The 15995-nt window shown below is 46.0% G+C and carries 12 protein-coding genes; 9 read left to right on the top strand and 3 right to left on the bottom strand.

The genetic code is table 11. The annotated features are described in order from the left end of the window. The first annotated feature begins 75 nt into the window (after window positions 1-75). The 8 genes from thiC to dcuC all read left to right on the top strand — a co-directional run bounded on the left by thiC (window position 76) and on the right by dcuC (window position 8758). Window positions 76-2058, top strand: a complete 1983-nt coding sequence (gene thiC, locus ACY3ZI_RS01940; protein WP_487375896.1) for a phosphomethylpyrimidine synthase ThiC — start codon at window positions 76-78, stop codon at window positions 2056-2058. After that, window positions 2042-2719: a thiamine phosphate synthase gene (thiE, locus tag ACY3ZI_RS01935; RefSeq protein ID WP_487375895.1), complete on the top strand. Its 678-nt coding sequence runs from the start codon at window positions 2042-2044 to the stop codon at window positions 2717-2719. The genes thiC and thiE overlap by 17 nt, the downstream gene beginning before the upstream one ends. Then, window positions 2709-3467 carry a HesA/MoeB/ThiF family protein gene (locus ACY3ZI_RS01930; protein ID WP_211887999.1) on the top strand — a complete coding sequence of 253 codons (759 nt, stop codon included), beginning with the start codon at window positions 2709-2711 and terminating at the stop codon, window positions 3465-3467. The genes thiE and ACY3ZI_RS01930 overlap by 11 nt, the downstream gene beginning before the upstream one ends. Further along, window positions 3455-3655, top strand: coding sequence for a sulfur carrier protein ThiS (gene thiS / locus ACY3ZI_RS01925; protein ID WP_108479688.1), 201 nt, complete (start codon window positions 3455-3457; stop codon window positions 3653-3655). Before ACY3ZI_RS01930 ends, thiS begins: the two co-directional genes overlap by 13 nt. A gap of 2 nt (window positions 3656-3657) precedes the next feature. Continuing rightward, entirely contained in the window at window positions 3658-4428 is a 771-nt protein-coding gene (locus ACY3ZI_RS01920) for a thiazole synthase (protein ID WP_036953610.1), read from the top strand. Further along, window positions 4425-5546, top strand: coding sequence for a 2-iminoacetate synthase ThiH (gene thiH, locus ACY3ZI_RS01915; protein WP_487375894.1), 1122 nt, complete (start codon window positions 4425-4427; stop codon window positions 5544-5546). Before ACY3ZI_RS01920 ends, thiH begins: the two co-directional genes overlap by 4 nt. Before the next feature lie 588 nt (window positions 5547-6134). Next, window positions 6135-7388, top strand: a complete 1254-nt coding sequence (gene pepT / locus ACY3ZI_RS01910) for a peptidase T (RefSeq protein ID WP_487375893.1) — start codon at window positions 6135-6137, stop codon at window positions 7386-7388. Beyond that, on the top strand, window positions 7385-8758 hold the full coding sequence (gene dcuC, locus ACY3ZI_RS01905) for a C4-dicarboxylate transporter DcuC (RefSeq protein WP_211888000.1): 1374 nt from the start codon (window positions 7385-7387) through the stop codon (window positions 8756-8758). Before pepT ends, dcuC begins: the two co-directional genes overlap by 4 nt. An 81-nt stretch (window positions 8759-8839) precedes the next feature. Here dcuC and ACY3ZI_RS01900 read toward each other — a convergent pair whose 3' ends face one another. Both ACY3ZI_RS01900 and ACY3ZI_RS01895 read right to left on the bottom strand, forming a co-directional pair. Beyond that, the gene (locus ACY3ZI_RS01900; RefSeq protein WP_211888001.1) at window positions 8840-9295 is read right to left on the bottom strand and encodes a hypothetical protein; all 456 of its coding nucleotides are present in this window, start codon (window positions 9293-9295) and stop codon (window positions 8840-8842) included. 172 nt (window positions 9296-9467) lie between these two features. Then, window positions 9468-10448, bottom strand: a complete 981-nt coding sequence (locus ACY3ZI_RS01895; RefSeq protein ID WP_487375892.1) for a VWA domain-containing protein — start codon at window positions 10446-10448, stop codon at window positions 9468-9470. Between the two features lie 658 nt (window positions 10449-11106). Here ACY3ZI_RS01895 and ACY3ZI_RS01890 point away from each other — a divergent pair. Then, window positions 11107-11616, top strand: coding sequence for a pyridoxamine 5'-phosphate oxidase family protein (locus ACY3ZI_RS01890; protein WP_487375891.1), 510 nt, complete (start codon window positions 11107-11109; stop codon window positions 11614-11616). Window positions 11617-11690: 74 nt separating this feature from the next. Here the strand turns inward: ACY3ZI_RS01890 and rpoC are convergent, their stop codons facing one another. Then, complete coding sequence (rpoC, locus tag ACY3ZI_RS01885) at window positions 11691-15914, bottom strand: DNA-directed RNA polymerase subunit beta' (RefSeq protein WP_036953634.1); 4224 nt, start codon at window positions 15912-15914, stop codon at window positions 11691-11693. Between the last annotated feature and the right edge of the window lie 81 nt (window positions 15915-15995).

Below are 15995 nucleotides of genomic sequence, written 5' to 3'. Positions count from 1 at the left end.
CAAGCAACTTTCTTTCGATAAACCCGCTATTGGCGCTTTACGCCGTATAGCCTGTGACGATGTCAGGAAATTGCTATGTCCAATAATGCTAATAATTCAGTTATACCGAGTACCGATATTTCCCCTAAAGCTGCACCAGCACGCACTCGAAAAGAGCAACGTGACGCCGCAGAAGACTTTATCAATACCATTTCCGGTGTTTCATTCCCTAACTCTGAACGTATCTACCTGCAAGGCTCGCGAGACGACATCCAAGTTCCCATGCGCGAAATCCAGCTCTCCCCAACGCTTATCGGCGGAGACAAAGATAATCCCAAATTTGAAGATAACGAGGCCGTCCCTGTTTATGACACCTCAGGTCCTTACGGCGACCCGGCCTCTGAACTCAATGTTCACAAAGGATTGAAAAAAATCCGTGCGCCGTGGATCAGTGAACGCGCGGATACTGTTGCTGTCGAAAATCTCAGCTCCGACTTTACCCAGCAGCGCTTAGCCGATGCGGGCTTAGACCACCTGCGTTTTAATCACCGCCCTGCACCACTGAAAGCGCAAACAGGCAAATGCGTCACTCAGTTGCACTATGCTCGCCAAGGCATTGTGACTCCTGAAATGGAATTTATCGCCATCCGTGAAAATATGGGTCGTGAACGCATTCGCAGTGAAGTGTTAAGGCAGCAACATCCGGGGCAAAGCTTTGGTGCTATTTTGCCAGAAAATATTACGCCGGAATTTGTACGCCAAGAAGTGGCGGCAGGTCGCGCTATCATCCCTGCCAATATTAACCATCCAGAATCTGAGCCGATGATTATCGGGCGCAATTTCTTAGTGAAAGTGAATGCCAATATCGGTAACTCCTCCGTGACTTCATCCATCGAAGAAGAGGTGGAAAAACTGATTTGGTCTACTCGCTGGGGTGCAGATACGGTGATGGATTTATCCACAGGTCGCTATATTCACGAAACCCGCGAATGGATTTTACGTAATAGCCCAGTGCCAATTGGTACCGTGCCTATCTACCAAGCGCTCGAAAAAGTGAACGGCGTTGCTGAAAACCTCACGTGGGAAATGTTCCGCGATACCCTGCTAGAGCAAGCCGAGCAAGGGGTAGATTACTTCACTATCCATGCTGGCGTTTTACTGCGCTATGTACCAATGACGGCGAAACGCCTGACGGGGATTGTCTCCCGTGGTGGCTCTATCATGGCGAAATGGTGTTTATCCCACCACCAAGAAAACTTCCTGTATGAGCATTTCCGTGAAATTTGCGAAATTTGTGCTGCTTATGATGTTTCCCTGTCTCTTGGTGATGGGTTACGTCCGGGTTCCGTGCAAGATGCCAACGATGAAGCCCAATTCTCAGAGCTGCATACCTTAGGCGAGCTGACCAAAATTGCGTGGGAATACGATGTGCAGGTGATGATTGAAGGACCGGGACATGTGCCGATGCAGATGATCCGCCGCAATATGACCGAAGAGCTAGAGCACTGCCACGAAGCCCCATTCTATACGTTAGGTCCCCTAACCACCGATATCGCACCAGGCTATGACCACTTCACTTCCGGTATTGGCGCAGCAATGATCGGCTGGTTTGGTTGTGCAATGCTGTGCTACGTGACGCCAAAAGAGCACCTTGGTTTACCGAACAAAGAAGACGTCAAACAGGGGCTGATTACCTACAAGATTGCTGCCCACGCCGCTGATCTCGCGAAAGGTCATCCGGGTGCGCAAATTCGTGATAATGCCATGTCCAAAGCGCGTTTTGAGTTCCGTTGGGAAGACCAGTTTAACCTCGCCCTAGACCCTGAAACCGCGCGTAAATATCACGATGAAACCTTGCCGCAAGCGTCAGGGAAAATCGCCCACTTCTGCTCTATGTGTGGACCAAAATTCTGCTCCATGAAGATTTCCCAAGAAGTTCGTGACTATGCTGCACAGAAAGAGGCTGCACAAAAAGAAGCGGGTATGGAGCAGATGTCGGAAGTGTTCCGCGCTCACGGTAGCGAACTCTATCATGGGGCTGAGATTGCTGAGGTCGTGAGTGATGAACAAAACGCTTAATCTCCCAAATAGCCCATTTCCACCGACCGAACACTGCCTCGGTCTGTACCCGGTTGTGGATTCTGTTGAATGGATTGAACGCCTGCTAAATGCAGGTGTTTCCACCTTGCAATTGCGCATCAAAGACAAGCAAGACCACCAAGTCCGTGAACAGATCCAGCAAGCAATCACGCTTGGCAAGCAGCATCACGCCCGATTATTTATTAATGACTATTGGCGTTTAGCCATAGAGCTGGGCGCCTATGGCGTCCACTTAGGGCAAGAAGATCTGGAAACCACCGATCTGGTGGCGATTCACCAAGCGGGGCTACGGTTGGGGATCTCCACCCACGATCCTGATGAAGTCGCGATTGCCAAAACGGTGCGTCCGTCTTATATCGCACTGGGGCATATATTCCCAACCCAGACTAAGCTGATGCCCTCCTCGCCTCAAGGTTTAGAAGCCTTAAAACAGATGGTTGAGGAGACGCCAGACTATCCGACAGTGGCAATAGGCGGGATATCCATTGAGCGCGTGCCTGCCGTGCTCGCTACTGGCGTTGGCAGTGTAGCGGTTGTCAGTGCCATCACCCAAGCCGATGACTGGCAAAGTGCAACGCGAACATTGCTGGATCTGGTTGAACCAACCTCTCGCTTAAAGGAAAACGACCATGCTCAATGATCTCGAGTTTATGCGTTATAGCCGCCAATTGCTGCTTGAGGATGTCAGCCCTGAAGGGCAACAAAAACTCAAACAAAGCAAGGTACTGATTGTCGGTTTAGGTGGACTAGGCTCCCCTGCAAGTTTGTATCTCGCGGGGGCGGGTGTCGGTGAATTATGGATAGCGGATCATGATGACCTGCATGTGTCTAACTTGCAGCGCCAAGTGCTGTATGACACGCAGGATATTAACCAGTCGAAAGCGCAGCTGGCCGCAGCGCGTTTAAAGCAGCTTAATCCCCATACTAAGACGCGCATTTTCCAACAAAAGCTTGATGCGGACAGCTTACTTCCCTTAGTGGAACAGGTGGATTTGGTGCTGGATTGCTGTGACAACATGGCCACTCGCCATGCGGTCAATGCCGCGTGCGTCATTAGCAATACCCCGCTCGTCAGCGGTAGCGCTGTGGGCTTTGGCGGGCAATTGATGGTTTTGGAGCCACCGTTTCAATCGGGCTGCTACGCCTGTTTGTATCCCGACCAAGAAGAGCCGCAGCGTAACTGCCGTACGGCGGGAGTACTCGGCCCAGTCGTGGGTGTGATTGGGACGTTACAAGCATTGGAAGCCATCAAATTGCTGGTGGGATTACCGTCCCCGTTAAGTGGAAAACTACGCCTGTTTGATGGAAAGCAGCAACAGTGGAATACCTTGCAGCTGACCCGATCAAAACAGTGCCCCGTCTGCCGAGAAGCCACATGCATATCATAATCAATGACCAGCCGATGGAGGTTGAACCGCCCATTACCGTCCACCAGCTATTAACGCAACTCGGGCAAAGTACATCCGGCTCAGCACTGGCTATCAATCAGGTAATCATTCCCAAAAGCCAGTGGGAAAGTCATTTTTTGAATGAACAAGACAACATTCTGCTGTTTCAAGCTATCGCAGGGGGTTAATGATGTTAAAAATTGCTGATGTCACTTTTCAGTCACGTTTATTTACCGGAACAGGCAAATTTGCCAATCCAACATTAATGCAGCAAGCCATCCAAGCATCGGGCAGCCAGCTGGTGACCATGGCGATGAAACGCGTTAATTTACGTGGGCAAGATGATGGTATTTTACAGCCACTTCAAGAGTTGGGAGTTAAATTGCTTCCCAATACTTCCGGCGCCAAGAATGCCCAAGAAGCGATTTTTGCTGCGCGTCTCGCTCGTGAAGCCCTCGGTACTCATTGGGTAAAACTCGAAATCCATCCCGATGTCCGTTACTTATTGCCAGACCCTATCGAAACGTTACTCGCAGCAGAGCAACTGGTTAAAGAAGGATTTGTGGTGTTGCCTTATTGCAGCGCGGATCCCGTGCTATGTAAGCGACTGGAAGAAGTGGGCTGCGCTGCCGTGATGCCTCTGGGCGCCCCGATTGGTACCAATAAAGGCTTAGTGACTAAGGAGATGCTGCAAATCATCATCGAACAGGCTAATGTACCAGTAGTGGTGGATGCAGGAATTGGCGCACCTAGCCATGCCGCCGAAGCTATTGAGATGGGCGCCGATGCGGTGCTAGTCAATACCGCCATTGCCGTGGCTAAACAGCCCATATTAATGGCACAAGCCTTTAAAATGGCGGTCGAAGCTGCACAACTCGCTCGTCAAAGTGGACTTGCGGCACCCAAACAGAGAGCGGAGGCATCTAGTCCTCTGACTCAATTTTTGGAGGCGCTGCAATGATTGGAAGCTTTCGGGAGCGTTGGGAACAGTTAGATTGGGACAACCTCACATTACAGATCAATAGCAAAACCGCCTCGGATGTAGAGCAAGCGTTGCAGAGTGATACATTGACTCTCGATGATTTTATGGCGCTACTTTCCCCTGCTGCGCGACATTACATCGAACCAATGGCGCAAAAAGCGCAGCGCCTAACGCGTCAACGCTTTGGCCATACTGTCGGGTTTTATGTTCCTCTGTACCTTTCCAATTTATGCGCCAATGATTGTACCTATTGCGGATTTTCGATGAGCAACCGCATTAAGCGCAAAACCCTCGATGACGCTGAGATTGTCCGTGAATGTGAAACCATCCGCCAGATTGGTTTTGACAGTTTGTTATTAGTCACGGGCGAACATCAAACCAAAGTTGGAATGGACTATTTTCGCCGTCATATCCCTGTAATTCGTTCCTACTTCAGTTCTCTTATGATGGAGGTTCAGCCCTTATCAACCGAAGAGTATCGCGAGCTAAAAACTTTAGGGCTAGATGGCGTGATGGTATACCAAGAAACCTACCATGAGCCGACCTACCAACTGCATCATTTGAAAGGCAAAAAACAGGATTTTCATTGGCGATTAGCAACGCCAGAGCGCCTTGGCCAAGCGGGAGTCGATAAAATTGGGTTGGGAGCCTTAATCGGGCTTTCCAGTAGCTGGCGAACGGATTGTTATATGGTGGCGGAGCATCTGCTGTATATGCAGCAACACTATTGGCAGAGCCGCTATTCTATTTCATTTCCACGCTTGCGCCCTTGCGCGGGGGGAATAGAACCCGCCTCGCTGATGGGGGATGCGGAGCTGGTTCAGTTAATCTGTGCATTTCGCTTGCTTGCCCCGACTGTGGAATTGTCGCTGTCCACCCGAGAATCCCCTTATTTTCGGGATCATGTGGTACCACTGGCGATTAACAGCGTCAGTGCTGGCTCTAAAACCCAACCAGGAGGCTATGCGGATTCGAAAACCGAGTTAGAGCAGTTCTCGCCCCACGATAACCGCAGTGCTGCACAAGTCGCCCATGCCTTAGTACAAGCCGGGCTACAACCTGTTTGGAAAGATTGGGACGGTTACCTAGGGCGTTAATAGTGACTTAGGACGTTAATGGCTCATTTTTCAATGGGAAATATTGAAGAGAATATTTCCCATTAAATGGAACTAAGAATATACGACGTTTAATTTTTAAATAATAATATTAATCTGATCACAAAAACTAAAAGAATACGTCATCAATCAGGCTGAATTAAAATATTAATAATATTTAAAAAATATTTTAATAGTTTTTTAAACTACGATGACATTATGATAATAGTATAACTGAATTTTAAATTGTTATTATCTTCGTTAAATAACAATTTAAGTTAGGAAAGATGAATATCTAGCATTAAATATAACCAGCGGTAGCTAACCAAAAATATCTCATTTATATCAATTAGATAAATTAATCCCCCACCAGGTATTTTGTGATGCACATTCTAATTTAATAATTAAATATTGCCACTTCTATTCTTCTTTTTTAATCACTCTGTGTCTTTAGTCAAAAAAATAACTGGTCAGATATTTATTTTGGCATTATTCATGATAAAAGAATATTGCAACGAAGTATGTTTATCTTCATTGCAATAATGAAAGTATAAAAATAATGCATCACGATGATGCTGGAGAATGAGAATAATGAATATTGTTGACCGTTTTATTTCTTATACAAAAATTAACACCACCACGAATAGGGAAAAAGGCGCCGCAGGCATCATGCCATCCTCTGAAGGCCAGCGCGTTCTTGCCAAACAGCTAGTTCAAGAGTTAGAAGGCTTAGGCTTACAGGATATCAAACTGCGTGATACAGCTATCGTTACCGCAACACTGCCTTCCAACCTGGATTATAAAGTGCCAACGGTGGCATTCTTTGGTCACTTAGATACGAGCGCAGAGCAGACTAACGACACCAAAGCACAAATTTTGCCTTATAACGGCGAAGATATTTGCATGAATAAAGAACTCAATATTTACCTGCGTAAAAGTGAGTTCCCAGAATTAGAAAATTACCTTGGTGATGACATCATTGTCACCGACGGTACCAGCCTATTAGGTGCCGATGATAAAGCCGCTATCGCCTCGATTATGGATATGTTGCAGTACTTTAAACAAAACCCAGACATCAAACACGGGGATATCAAAGTGGGCTTCATTCCTGATGAAGAACAAGGTCTACGCGGCGCGAAAGTGTTTGATGTGAAAGAGTTTGGTGCAGATTTTGCCTACACCCTAGACTGCTGTGGTATTGGCGAGCTGGTGTATGAAAACTGGAATGCGGGGGATGTTGAAATCGTCTTTACAGGTAAGTCAGCTCACCCAATGTCCGCTAAAGGCAAACTGGTGAATTCCCTGCTAATGGCGCAGAAATTTATCGCAATGCTGCCCGGTGGCGAAGCGCCTGAATATACTGAAAACCGTGAAGGTTATTACTGGGTTAAGCAGATGTCCGGTAACAGCGCTCGCACTGTTCTGAAAATGGATGTGCGTGACTTTACCGAAGAGGGCTACCGCGCTCGTATGGCATTCCTGAAAAAATTGGCGGGTCATTGTGAAGACCTGTGGGGACCAGAAAGCGTAACCTGTACCTTAGCTGACCGTTACTCAAACGTGTACAACAGCTTACAAGGTGAAAACCGTTATCCAATCGATATTGCTCACGCAGCTTATGAAGCTTGCGGGATCACGCCAAAAGTTATCCCTATGCGTGGAGGCTATGATGGTGCAGCACTTTCACAGAATGGTCTTCCTTGCCCGAACATTTTCACTGGCGCTCATAACTTCCACTCGATTTATGAGTATCTACCAGTGAAATCTCTGTATGCCGCCAGTGATGTTTTAAAACAAGTGGTACAAATTACAGCAGAACGTTTCAAGCCAGGAGCTAAAGCATGATCCCAATTCTAACGGTTCTAATTATCGTTGTTTTGGTTGCACGCTTTATTCTGAAGGGGTACAAAGCTGAACCGGTGCTGTTAATTGCCGGTTTAGTGTTGATGATTTTCACCCTAGCCTTAGGCTGGGGTCCTATCCTACCGAAAAGCGTCGCAACCACGGGCATTACTTGGCTCGATCCGTTTGAAGTAATGCGTGACCTATTTAGTAGCCGTGCTGCTGATCTTGGTTTGATGATCATGGCACTAATGGGTTTTGCTCACTATATGGATCACATCGGTGCCAACGAAGCGGTAGTACGCGTAGCAACTAAACCACTGAAAAATATGCGTTCGCCTTATGTGCTACTATTTTTCTCATTCTTGTTAGCGAGTATCTTGCAGTTAGCGATTCCGTCAGCGACAGGCTTAGCTGTACTGTTAATGGGGACCATGTTCCCAATTATGATTGGTTTGGGACTCTCCCCTGCATCTGCCGCTGGGGTTATCGCAACATCCCTTGGGGTTGCTTATACACCAACCGCGATTGATGCTATCCGTGGTGCGAAAGCCGTTGATATGTCAGTCGTTGAATATGTACTTTACTACCAAGGGCCTGCGGCATTAGCCACGGTGCTGGTGGTCGGTATTACCCATATTTTCTGGCAACGTCATTGTGACCGTAAACAGGGTTTCGTCCCTGAAATCGGTAAAGCAGTCCAGTCTCACGACAAAGAAGCGACAACCAAATTGGTACCGGGCTACTATGCCATTTTACCGATGCTGCCAATCATTATGGCGGTCGGCTCTTCCAATCTGTTCTTTGAGGGAATTCACCTCGATGTTGTGACCATCGTACTGATTGCTATGGCGATTTGTATGGTATTGGAAACCGTGCGAGTGCGTAACTTCAAGCAAGTGTGTAATGGTTTCCAAACCTTCTTAAATGGGATGGGACATGCGTTCAGTAACGTAGTCGGGCTGTTAGTCGCTGCGGGTGTGTTTGCTCACGGGATCAAAGTCAGTGGTGCCATCGACCAATTAATCCTTGGCGCAGAATCCGTCGGTTTACCACCATTTGCGATGGCGATTGTATTTGCATTAGTCACGTTAGCCGCCGCAATTATTATGGGTTCAGGTAACGCACCATTCTTAGCATTCGTGGAGTTAATCCCACAAATTGCACACAGTATGGGGGTTAACCCGATTGCGATGATCCTGCCAATGCAACAGGCTTCTCATATGGGGCGTGGTATGTCTCCGGTTTCGGGAGTGATAATCGCCGTATCCAGTGGTGCCAAACTCCAGCCATTCGATGTGGTGAAACGAACCGCCATACCGCTGATGGTCGGGTTTGTCGCGCACTGTGCAATTATTGGGATTTTCTACTAAATCGCACTCTGAGATATATCCATAGAGTTTAATCTGCACACCACAAATAAGACCCCAATGGAATTCATTGAGGGTCTTATTCTATTGAAGAACAATAATCTGTTTCCACTCATTTCTTATCTTGTCGGACAGCAATATTGTGTGATTACCGTGATTGGTGGTCAATCCTGAAATAGATAGTCTTAATTGCAATCTATTCGATGTCTGGATAAGGTGAAGGGTGCTAATCGGGAGCTGTGCATGCAGAATAATGCTATCTCCGCTGTAATAACAGTGACAAGGTAATCCCTCTTCTTCCCCATCATCTATTTTGAGAAAAGTATCTGAGTGGACATCACCACAGCCATACTCTGCATCATAATCTAGCCATAAAATATCTTCTGAGCTGGAGCGGCTAGCATGGCTATATATTTCAATTTCATATTCAGGTTTACCTGTTCCGATTCGATAAAACATAATAGATGTTCCATCATTTAGCTGTGAGCTACTGACGAGTAGGATTTGTCCATCATGCTTTTCTTCGGTGATAGGCGCCAAAATATTATCCTTTGCTACGCTGTGGTTAACGTTGTAAGTGGCATATTAGCAAGGTACTTTATTCATTTTTTATCGTAGATACCAGTCAGTAATCCCGATTTATAAAGGCTTTTTCACAAATATTCGTTTGACTCTCATAGTATTAGGCCTGCAATTGCAGGCCTTTTTGTTATTATTTTTGGCACTGGCAAGCTGGATGATGATGCGAGTGGTGACCGTGATGACTTTCGTTACCACAGCAAGCATCTATCGCCTTATTGATAATTTCAGCTAGCGTATTCACTGTTCCTAAGATAGTCGGCAGTTGGTCACAGACATTCGCACAGTCCGAACGCTCTGGATTTGGTATAGTCGGCGGAACCAGGCTGTCACAAAGAATTTCTTGCAAGACTAAAGCAAAATTGGCGATACCCGTGGTGTAGATATAAGAACGTCCACCTGTTTGCTCAGCTAAACGGGCATATTCTTGTGTTACTCTGTCTCTATCAGCTAGGCTTGGGAAACGGTCAAGATTGGTTGGCGCATCATCCGGTGTCCCTTGATAGGTGTACACTTTGACATGAGCATGTTGAGCAATTTCAATCGCTTCATTGTTTTTGGCTATTGCCGCACTGGTAAGTCGACCACCACCGCCCTCCATGCCTTCATCACCTAAAACAAAAATGGCTCGTCTAGCACCATCACGCCAGTCAAAGTATCGACTCACATCAATGACGGCTCGGCAGAGATCTTCTTTGTTCCCCGCATGGTCAATACCATCCGCTTCTTTAAATGGAGGACGTGCTTGTAGGCTACTTTCGTTAACTCCTTTTAAGATTAAATAATCACTCACCGATTGATCGAATTTAGTCCCCGTCCAAACACCTTGTATCCCCAAGAATGTGGCGCGTAAATGTGATGGACAATTTGCTGCGGCTTTTTCAATAGCAGCGTCAATTTGTTGGCTAAGATCCGCAGATTCATCAGACATGGAACCGCTGGTATCAATCACCACGACCAAATCTAAGGCAATATCCCCCGTTCCTGTAACCAGCTGCGAAGTTTGGTTAACCATAATACTTGGTGCCCCAAACGAAGCCATATTTTGCATCATACTGTTAGACGTCATTTTATTATCATTTTCAATGTCATTACTTTCTGTATTTTTACCCATATTTATATTCCTGTTAAATTCATAGCATTTAATTTATTGGATTTTCATATTTGAATAATATATTTAGATAATACTTTTATGATGTATTTACTCACCCCTTAATTAATTCAATCGAGGGCGGTATTATTAATTTATTCGCATTTACATTGACATAATAATTAATATCAATGCACTGATAAATATTGATTATTTCAGTTAAAAATCAATATATTAACAAATAAGATTAGTTGAATATTTTTACCCGACATCGTATTTTCAGAAAAAAAAAGACTAATTAATTGAATTATAAAGCACATATTCATGAATCAATCACTACCTTTCAATTATTAATAGTTCCTAATAAATGAGGTAGTATTCATCGCGTTACTGTTCACCTATATTACTTCAAAATTTTAATTGCCAAATTTATTCACCATAAAAATAGTCAATTAAAAACACAAGTTTATAGAGAAATAATTATAATTATTTCCTAACTAAATTATTAATCCTAACTATAACCCTATATGAAATGAAAACATTAATAATGCCAAACCTTACTATTTTTAATTATCGCTCTCCCCAAAACATACCTTAATTACCATCTCACTCAATACATGATGACCAATCACGAAAGTCCCTACAGTGGGCTTTCTTCTTATATACATACAATGGAGACCCCATGAGTTTAAAGCAGCGCAGTTTAGTTCTCTTGCACACCACCCGTTTTGTCACTTTTGCGACACTCAGCTCCGAAAATGTTCCATGGGCAACCACCGTCGAACCCAAAATTCTGTTCAATCCTTTGCGGTTTCTTTGGTATTCCGCACATCAAAGCCAGCATTCCCAAAATATTCGCCATCACTCTCAAGTGAGCGGAACACTGTTTAATTATCATTTGCCTGAGTTTGGTTTGCCCGGTTTTGATGGGGCTCAGTTCACGGGGATTGCACGGGAACTATCGGTTGATGAATCTGAGGATGCTTATCATGAATTTCATCAAAATTCGCTTTTCGATGAGACTCAAAATGCGTTGCCTTCTATTGCCCTTGAGCAACTTCAAGAAAATGGTCATTCACGTTTTTATGCGCTTATTGTTGAACAGTGGTGGTTATTTGATATGGCTCACTGGTTGACGAATCAAGAAAGCCGTCGCATTCCTGTACCGCTGAGTTATCTTAATAATGAATAGCAGGCAGTTGGCAGGCAAAAAAAAACCGGTATCTTTCGATACCGGTTTCTACTAAGCGATTTGCAAATCAGAAATTAGTTCTGATTGTCGCTGGTGAAGCCTGCATTTAACAGTTCAGCTAAGTTCGCTGTTGCTTCATCTGCGCTAACTTGTGGAGCTTCCACAGCTTCGCTTAGATGGCGACGACGGATACGATCTTGGTGGTACGCGAAACCAGTACCAGCTGGGATCAGACGTCCAACAATAACGTTCTCTTTCAGGCCGCGTAATTCATCACGCTTACCTGCTACCGCTGCTTCTGTCAGTACGCGAGTTGTTTCTTGGAACGATGCCGCTGAGATGAAGGATTCTGTTGCCAGAGATGCCTTAGTAATACCCAACAGATCACGTTCAAAGTTAGCTGGAATCTTGCCTTCAGTTTCCAGTTTACGGTTAGAAACTTTAACTCGTGAGTACTCAACTTGCTCACCTTCGAGGAATTCAGAGCTTCCTGCATCCGCGATGGTGACTTTACGCAGCATCTGACGAACGATAACTTCGATGTGTTTATCGTTAATCTTAACGCCTTGTAAGCGGTAAACTTCCTGAACTTCGTTCGTGATGTAACGAGTCACAGCATGAACACCACGCAGACGCAGGATATCATGTGGAGACTCTGGACCATCAGAAACTACGTCACCGCGTTCAACGATTTCACCTTCGAATACGTTAAGTTGACGCCATTTAGGGATCATCTCTTCGTATGGCTCACTTCCATCTAATGGAGTGATAACCAGACGGCGTTTCCCTTTGGTTTCTTTACCAAACGAGATAATACCGCTGATTTCAGCCAGGATCGCAGGCTCTTTCGGACGACGAGCTTCGAACAGGTCAGCAACGCGTGGCAGACCACCCGTGATATCTTTAGTACCTACGGATTCTTGTGGAATACGCGCTAAAGTATCACCGACGTTGATAGCGATGCCGTCATCTAACTGAACAATTGCGTTACCCGGTAAGAAATACTGAGCAGGCATGTCTGTGTTAGGGATCAGAACATCTTTACCGTTCGCATCGACTACACGCAGTGCAGGACGTAAGTCTTTACCAGCACTGGTACGCTCAGCGGTATCCATAACAACGATTGAAGATAAACCTGTTAACTCATCAGTTTGACGAGTCATTGACAGACCTTCAAGCATGTCGGAGAAGCTGATGATACCCGATACTTCACTGACAACTGGCATGGTGTGTGGATCCCAGTTTGCAACGGTTTCACCGCCGATCACTGCTGCACCATCACCCTTCGTTAAGTGCGCACCGTAAGGAACTTTATAGCTCTCTTTAGTACGACCGAATTCGTCGATCAGACGCAATTCTGTATTACGAGAGGTAATTACCAGCTTGCCTTCTGAGTTAGTAACATATTTCGCGTTGAACAGTTTCAACGTACCTGTGTTACGAACTTGGATGCTAGATTCTGCTGCCGCACGAGATGCCGCACCACCGATGTGGAACGTACGCATCGTCAGCTGTGTACCCGGCTCACCGATTGACTGTGCCGCGATAACACCGATAGCTTCACCTTTGTTGATGATATGACCACGAGCAAGGTCACGACCATAACAGTGAGCACACACACCGAAGTCAGTTTCACAACTTACTACGGAACGTACTTTCACGCTGTCAACAGAGTTAGCTTCTAACAGGTCACACAGTTTTTCGTGTAACAGTGTATTACGTGGAACCAGAATATCTGCAGTACCTGGGATCAGGATATCTTCTGCAGTTACACGTCCAAGTACACGTTCACGCAGTGGTTCTTTAACGTCGCCACCCTCGATAACCGGAGTCATCAGGATACCTTCGTGAGTACCACAGTCATCTTCAGTGACAACCAAGTCCTGAGCAACGTCAACTAAACGACGAGTCAGATAACCGGAGTTCGCAGTTTTCAATGCGGTATCCGCAAGACCTTTACGAGCACCGTGGGTAGAAATAAAGTACTGGAGAACGTTCAGACCTTCACGGAAGTTCGCCGTGATTGGCGTTTCGATGATTGAGCCATCTGGCTTAGCCATCAGACCACGCATACCGGCCAGCTGACGAATCTGCGCTGCAGAACCACGAGCACCGGAGTCGGCCATCATAAAGATACTGTTGAAAGAAACTTGTTGCTCTTCTTCGCCGTCACGGTTAATGACTGCTTCAGTAGACAAGTTTTCCATCATCGCTTTAGCAACACGTTCGTTTGCCGCTGCCCAGATATCGATAACTTTGTTGTAACGTTCGCCTGCTGTAACCAGACCAGACTGGAACTGTTCCTGAATTTCTGCAACTTCTGCTTCTGCTTCGGCGATGATCCCAGCTTTTTTCTCTGGAATAACCATATCGTCGATACCAACCGATGCACCAGAACGTGCCGCATAGGCAAAACCGGTATACATGATTTGGTCAGCAAAAATAACCGTTGGTTTCAGACCCAGTACGCGGTAACAGGTGTTCAGCATTTTGGAGATTGCTTTCTTACCTAACGCTTGGTTAACCAGCGAGTAAGGCAGACCTTTCGGTACGATCATCCATAAAATTGCACGGCCAACAGTGGTATCAACTAAACCAGTGTTAATCGTAATGTTACCTTCGCTGTCTTTCACTTCTTCAGTGATACGAACTTTAACGCGGGCATGCAGTGAAGCATGGCCAGAACGGTAAACACGCTCAGCTTCTTTAGGACCGGCTAAAACCATGCCCTCGCCTTTCGCGTTTACGCAGTCGCGCGTCATGTAGTAGATACCCAATACAACGTCCTGAGAAGGAACGATGATAGGCTCACCACTTGCCGGAGACAGGATGTTGTTGGTTGACATCATCAACGCACGCGCTTCTAACTGAGCTTCCAGAGTCAGAGGAACGTGTACCGCCATTTGGTCACCATCGAAGTCGGCGTTATATGCCGCACAAACGAGTGGGTGCAATTGGATAGCTTTACCTTCGATCAGAATTGGTTCGAACGCTTGGATACCCAGACGGTGAAGTGTTGGTGCACGGTTCAGCATCACTGGGTGTTCGCGGATAACTTCATCCAAGATATCCCAAACAACCGCTTCTTCGCGCTCAACCATTTTCTTCGCAGCTTTAATGGTTGTTGCCAGACCACGTAATTCTAATTTGCCGTAGATAAATGGTTTGAATAACTCAAGTGCCATTTTCTTAGGCAGACCGCACTGATGCAGACGCAGGTATGGACCTACGGTGATTACAGAACGACCTGAGTAGTCAACACGCTTACCAAGTAAGTTCTGACGGAAACGACCTTGTTTACCTTTGATCATATCTGCCAAAGATTTCAGAGGACGTTTGTTAGAACCAGTGATTGCGCGACCACGACGACCGTTATCTAACAGTGCATCAACCGCTTCTTGCAGCATACGTTTTTCGTTACGTACGATGATGTCTGGCGCAGCCAGATCCAGAAGACGTTTCAGACGGTTGTTACGGTTGATTACGCGACGATACAGATCGTTCAGATCCGATGTAGCGAAACGACCACCATCCAGTGGTACTAATGGACGCAGATCAGGTGGCAGAACTGGCAGAACGTTCAGGATCATCCACTCTGGTTTGTTACCAGATTGAATAAACGCTTCTAACAGTTTGATACGCTTAGTCAGCTTTTTACGCTTGGTTTCTGAGTTAGTTTCGTTTAACTCTTCACGCAGCGTTTCACACTCGTTCTCAAGATCGAGGTTTTTCAGCAGACCTTGGATTGCTTCCGCACCCATTTTCGCGTCAAATTCGTCACCGAACTCTTCCAACGCATCTAAGTATTGCTCTTCTGTCAGAATCTGTGCGCGCTCAAGGCTGGTCATTCCGCCTTCAACAACAACATAAGATTCAAAATACAGAACGCGTTCGATATCGCGCAGTGGCATATCGAGCAGCAAACCAATACGGGATGGCAGTGATTTTAAGAACCAAATATGCGCAGTTGGAGACGCGAGTTCAATATGACCCATACGCTCACGACGCACTTTAGTTTGTGTAACTTCAACGCCACACTTCTCACAAATCACACCACGGTGTTTTAAACGCTTGTACTTACCGCACAGGCATTCGTAGTCTTTTACTGGCCCGAAAATACGCGCACAGAAAAGACCGTCACGCTCAGGTTTGAACGTACGGTAGTTAATGGTTTCTGGCTTTTTAACTTCACCGAATGACCATGAACGGATCATGTCAGGTGATGCCAGAGCAATCTTGATCGCATCAAACTCTTCGGTCTTGGTTTGCGCTTTCAGAAACTTAATTAAGTCTTTCACAAAATGGCTCCTGTCGGAGTTAGACCTGTCAGGTGAGTGCTCGAAGCCACTCTCCCCAAATCCCAGTGCTTACACGGGCCG

This window comes from Providencia sp. LY12 (assembly GCF_057621555.1).
Note: the sequence above shows the minus strand (reverse complement) of the source record. Positions and strands in the feature narration are given on the sequence as shown.

What these genes read in the sequence shown, in the direction of transcription:
- ACY3ZI_RS01920 (WP_036953610.1), top strand. Translation starts at nt 3,658, where the DNA reads ATGTTAAAAATTGCTGATGTCACTTTTCAGTCACGTTTATTTACCGGA.
- dcuC (WP_211888000.1), top strand. Translation starts at nt 7,385, where the DNA reads ATGATCCCAATTCTAACGGTTCTAATTATCGTTGTTTTGGTTGCACGC.
- ACY3ZI_RS01930 (WP_211887999.1), top strand. Translation starts at nt 2,709, where the DNA reads ATGCTCAATGATCTCGAGTTTATGCGTTATAGCCGCCAATTGCTGCTT.
- thiC (WP_487375896.1), top strand. Translation starts at nt 76, where the DNA reads ATGTCCAATAATGCTAATAATTCAGTTATACCGAGTACCGATATTTCC.
- thiH (WP_487375894.1), top strand. Translation starts at nt 4,425, where the DNA reads ATGATTGGAAGCTTTCGGGAGCGTTGGGAACAGTTAGATTGGGACAAC.
- thiE (WP_487375895.1), top strand. Translation starts at nt 2,042, where the DNA reads ATGAACAAAACGCTTAATCTCCCAAATAGCCCATTTCCACCGACCGAA.
- ACY3ZI_RS01890 (WP_487375891.1), top strand. Translation starts at nt 11,107, where the DNA reads ATGAGTTTAAAGCAGCGCAGTTTAGTTCTCTTGCACACCACCCGTTTT.
- pepT (WP_487375893.1), top strand. Translation starts at nt 6,135, where the DNA reads ATGAATATTGTTGACCGTTTTATTTCTTATACAAAAATTAACACCACC.
- ACY3ZI_RS01895 (WP_487375892.1), bottom strand. Translation starts at nt 10,448, where the DNA reads ATGGGTAAAAATACAGAAAGTAATGACATTGAAAATGATAATAAAATG.
- thiS (WP_108479688.1), top strand. Translation starts at nt 3,455, where the DNA reads ATGCATATCATAATCAATGACCAGCCGATGGAGGTTGAACCGCCCATT.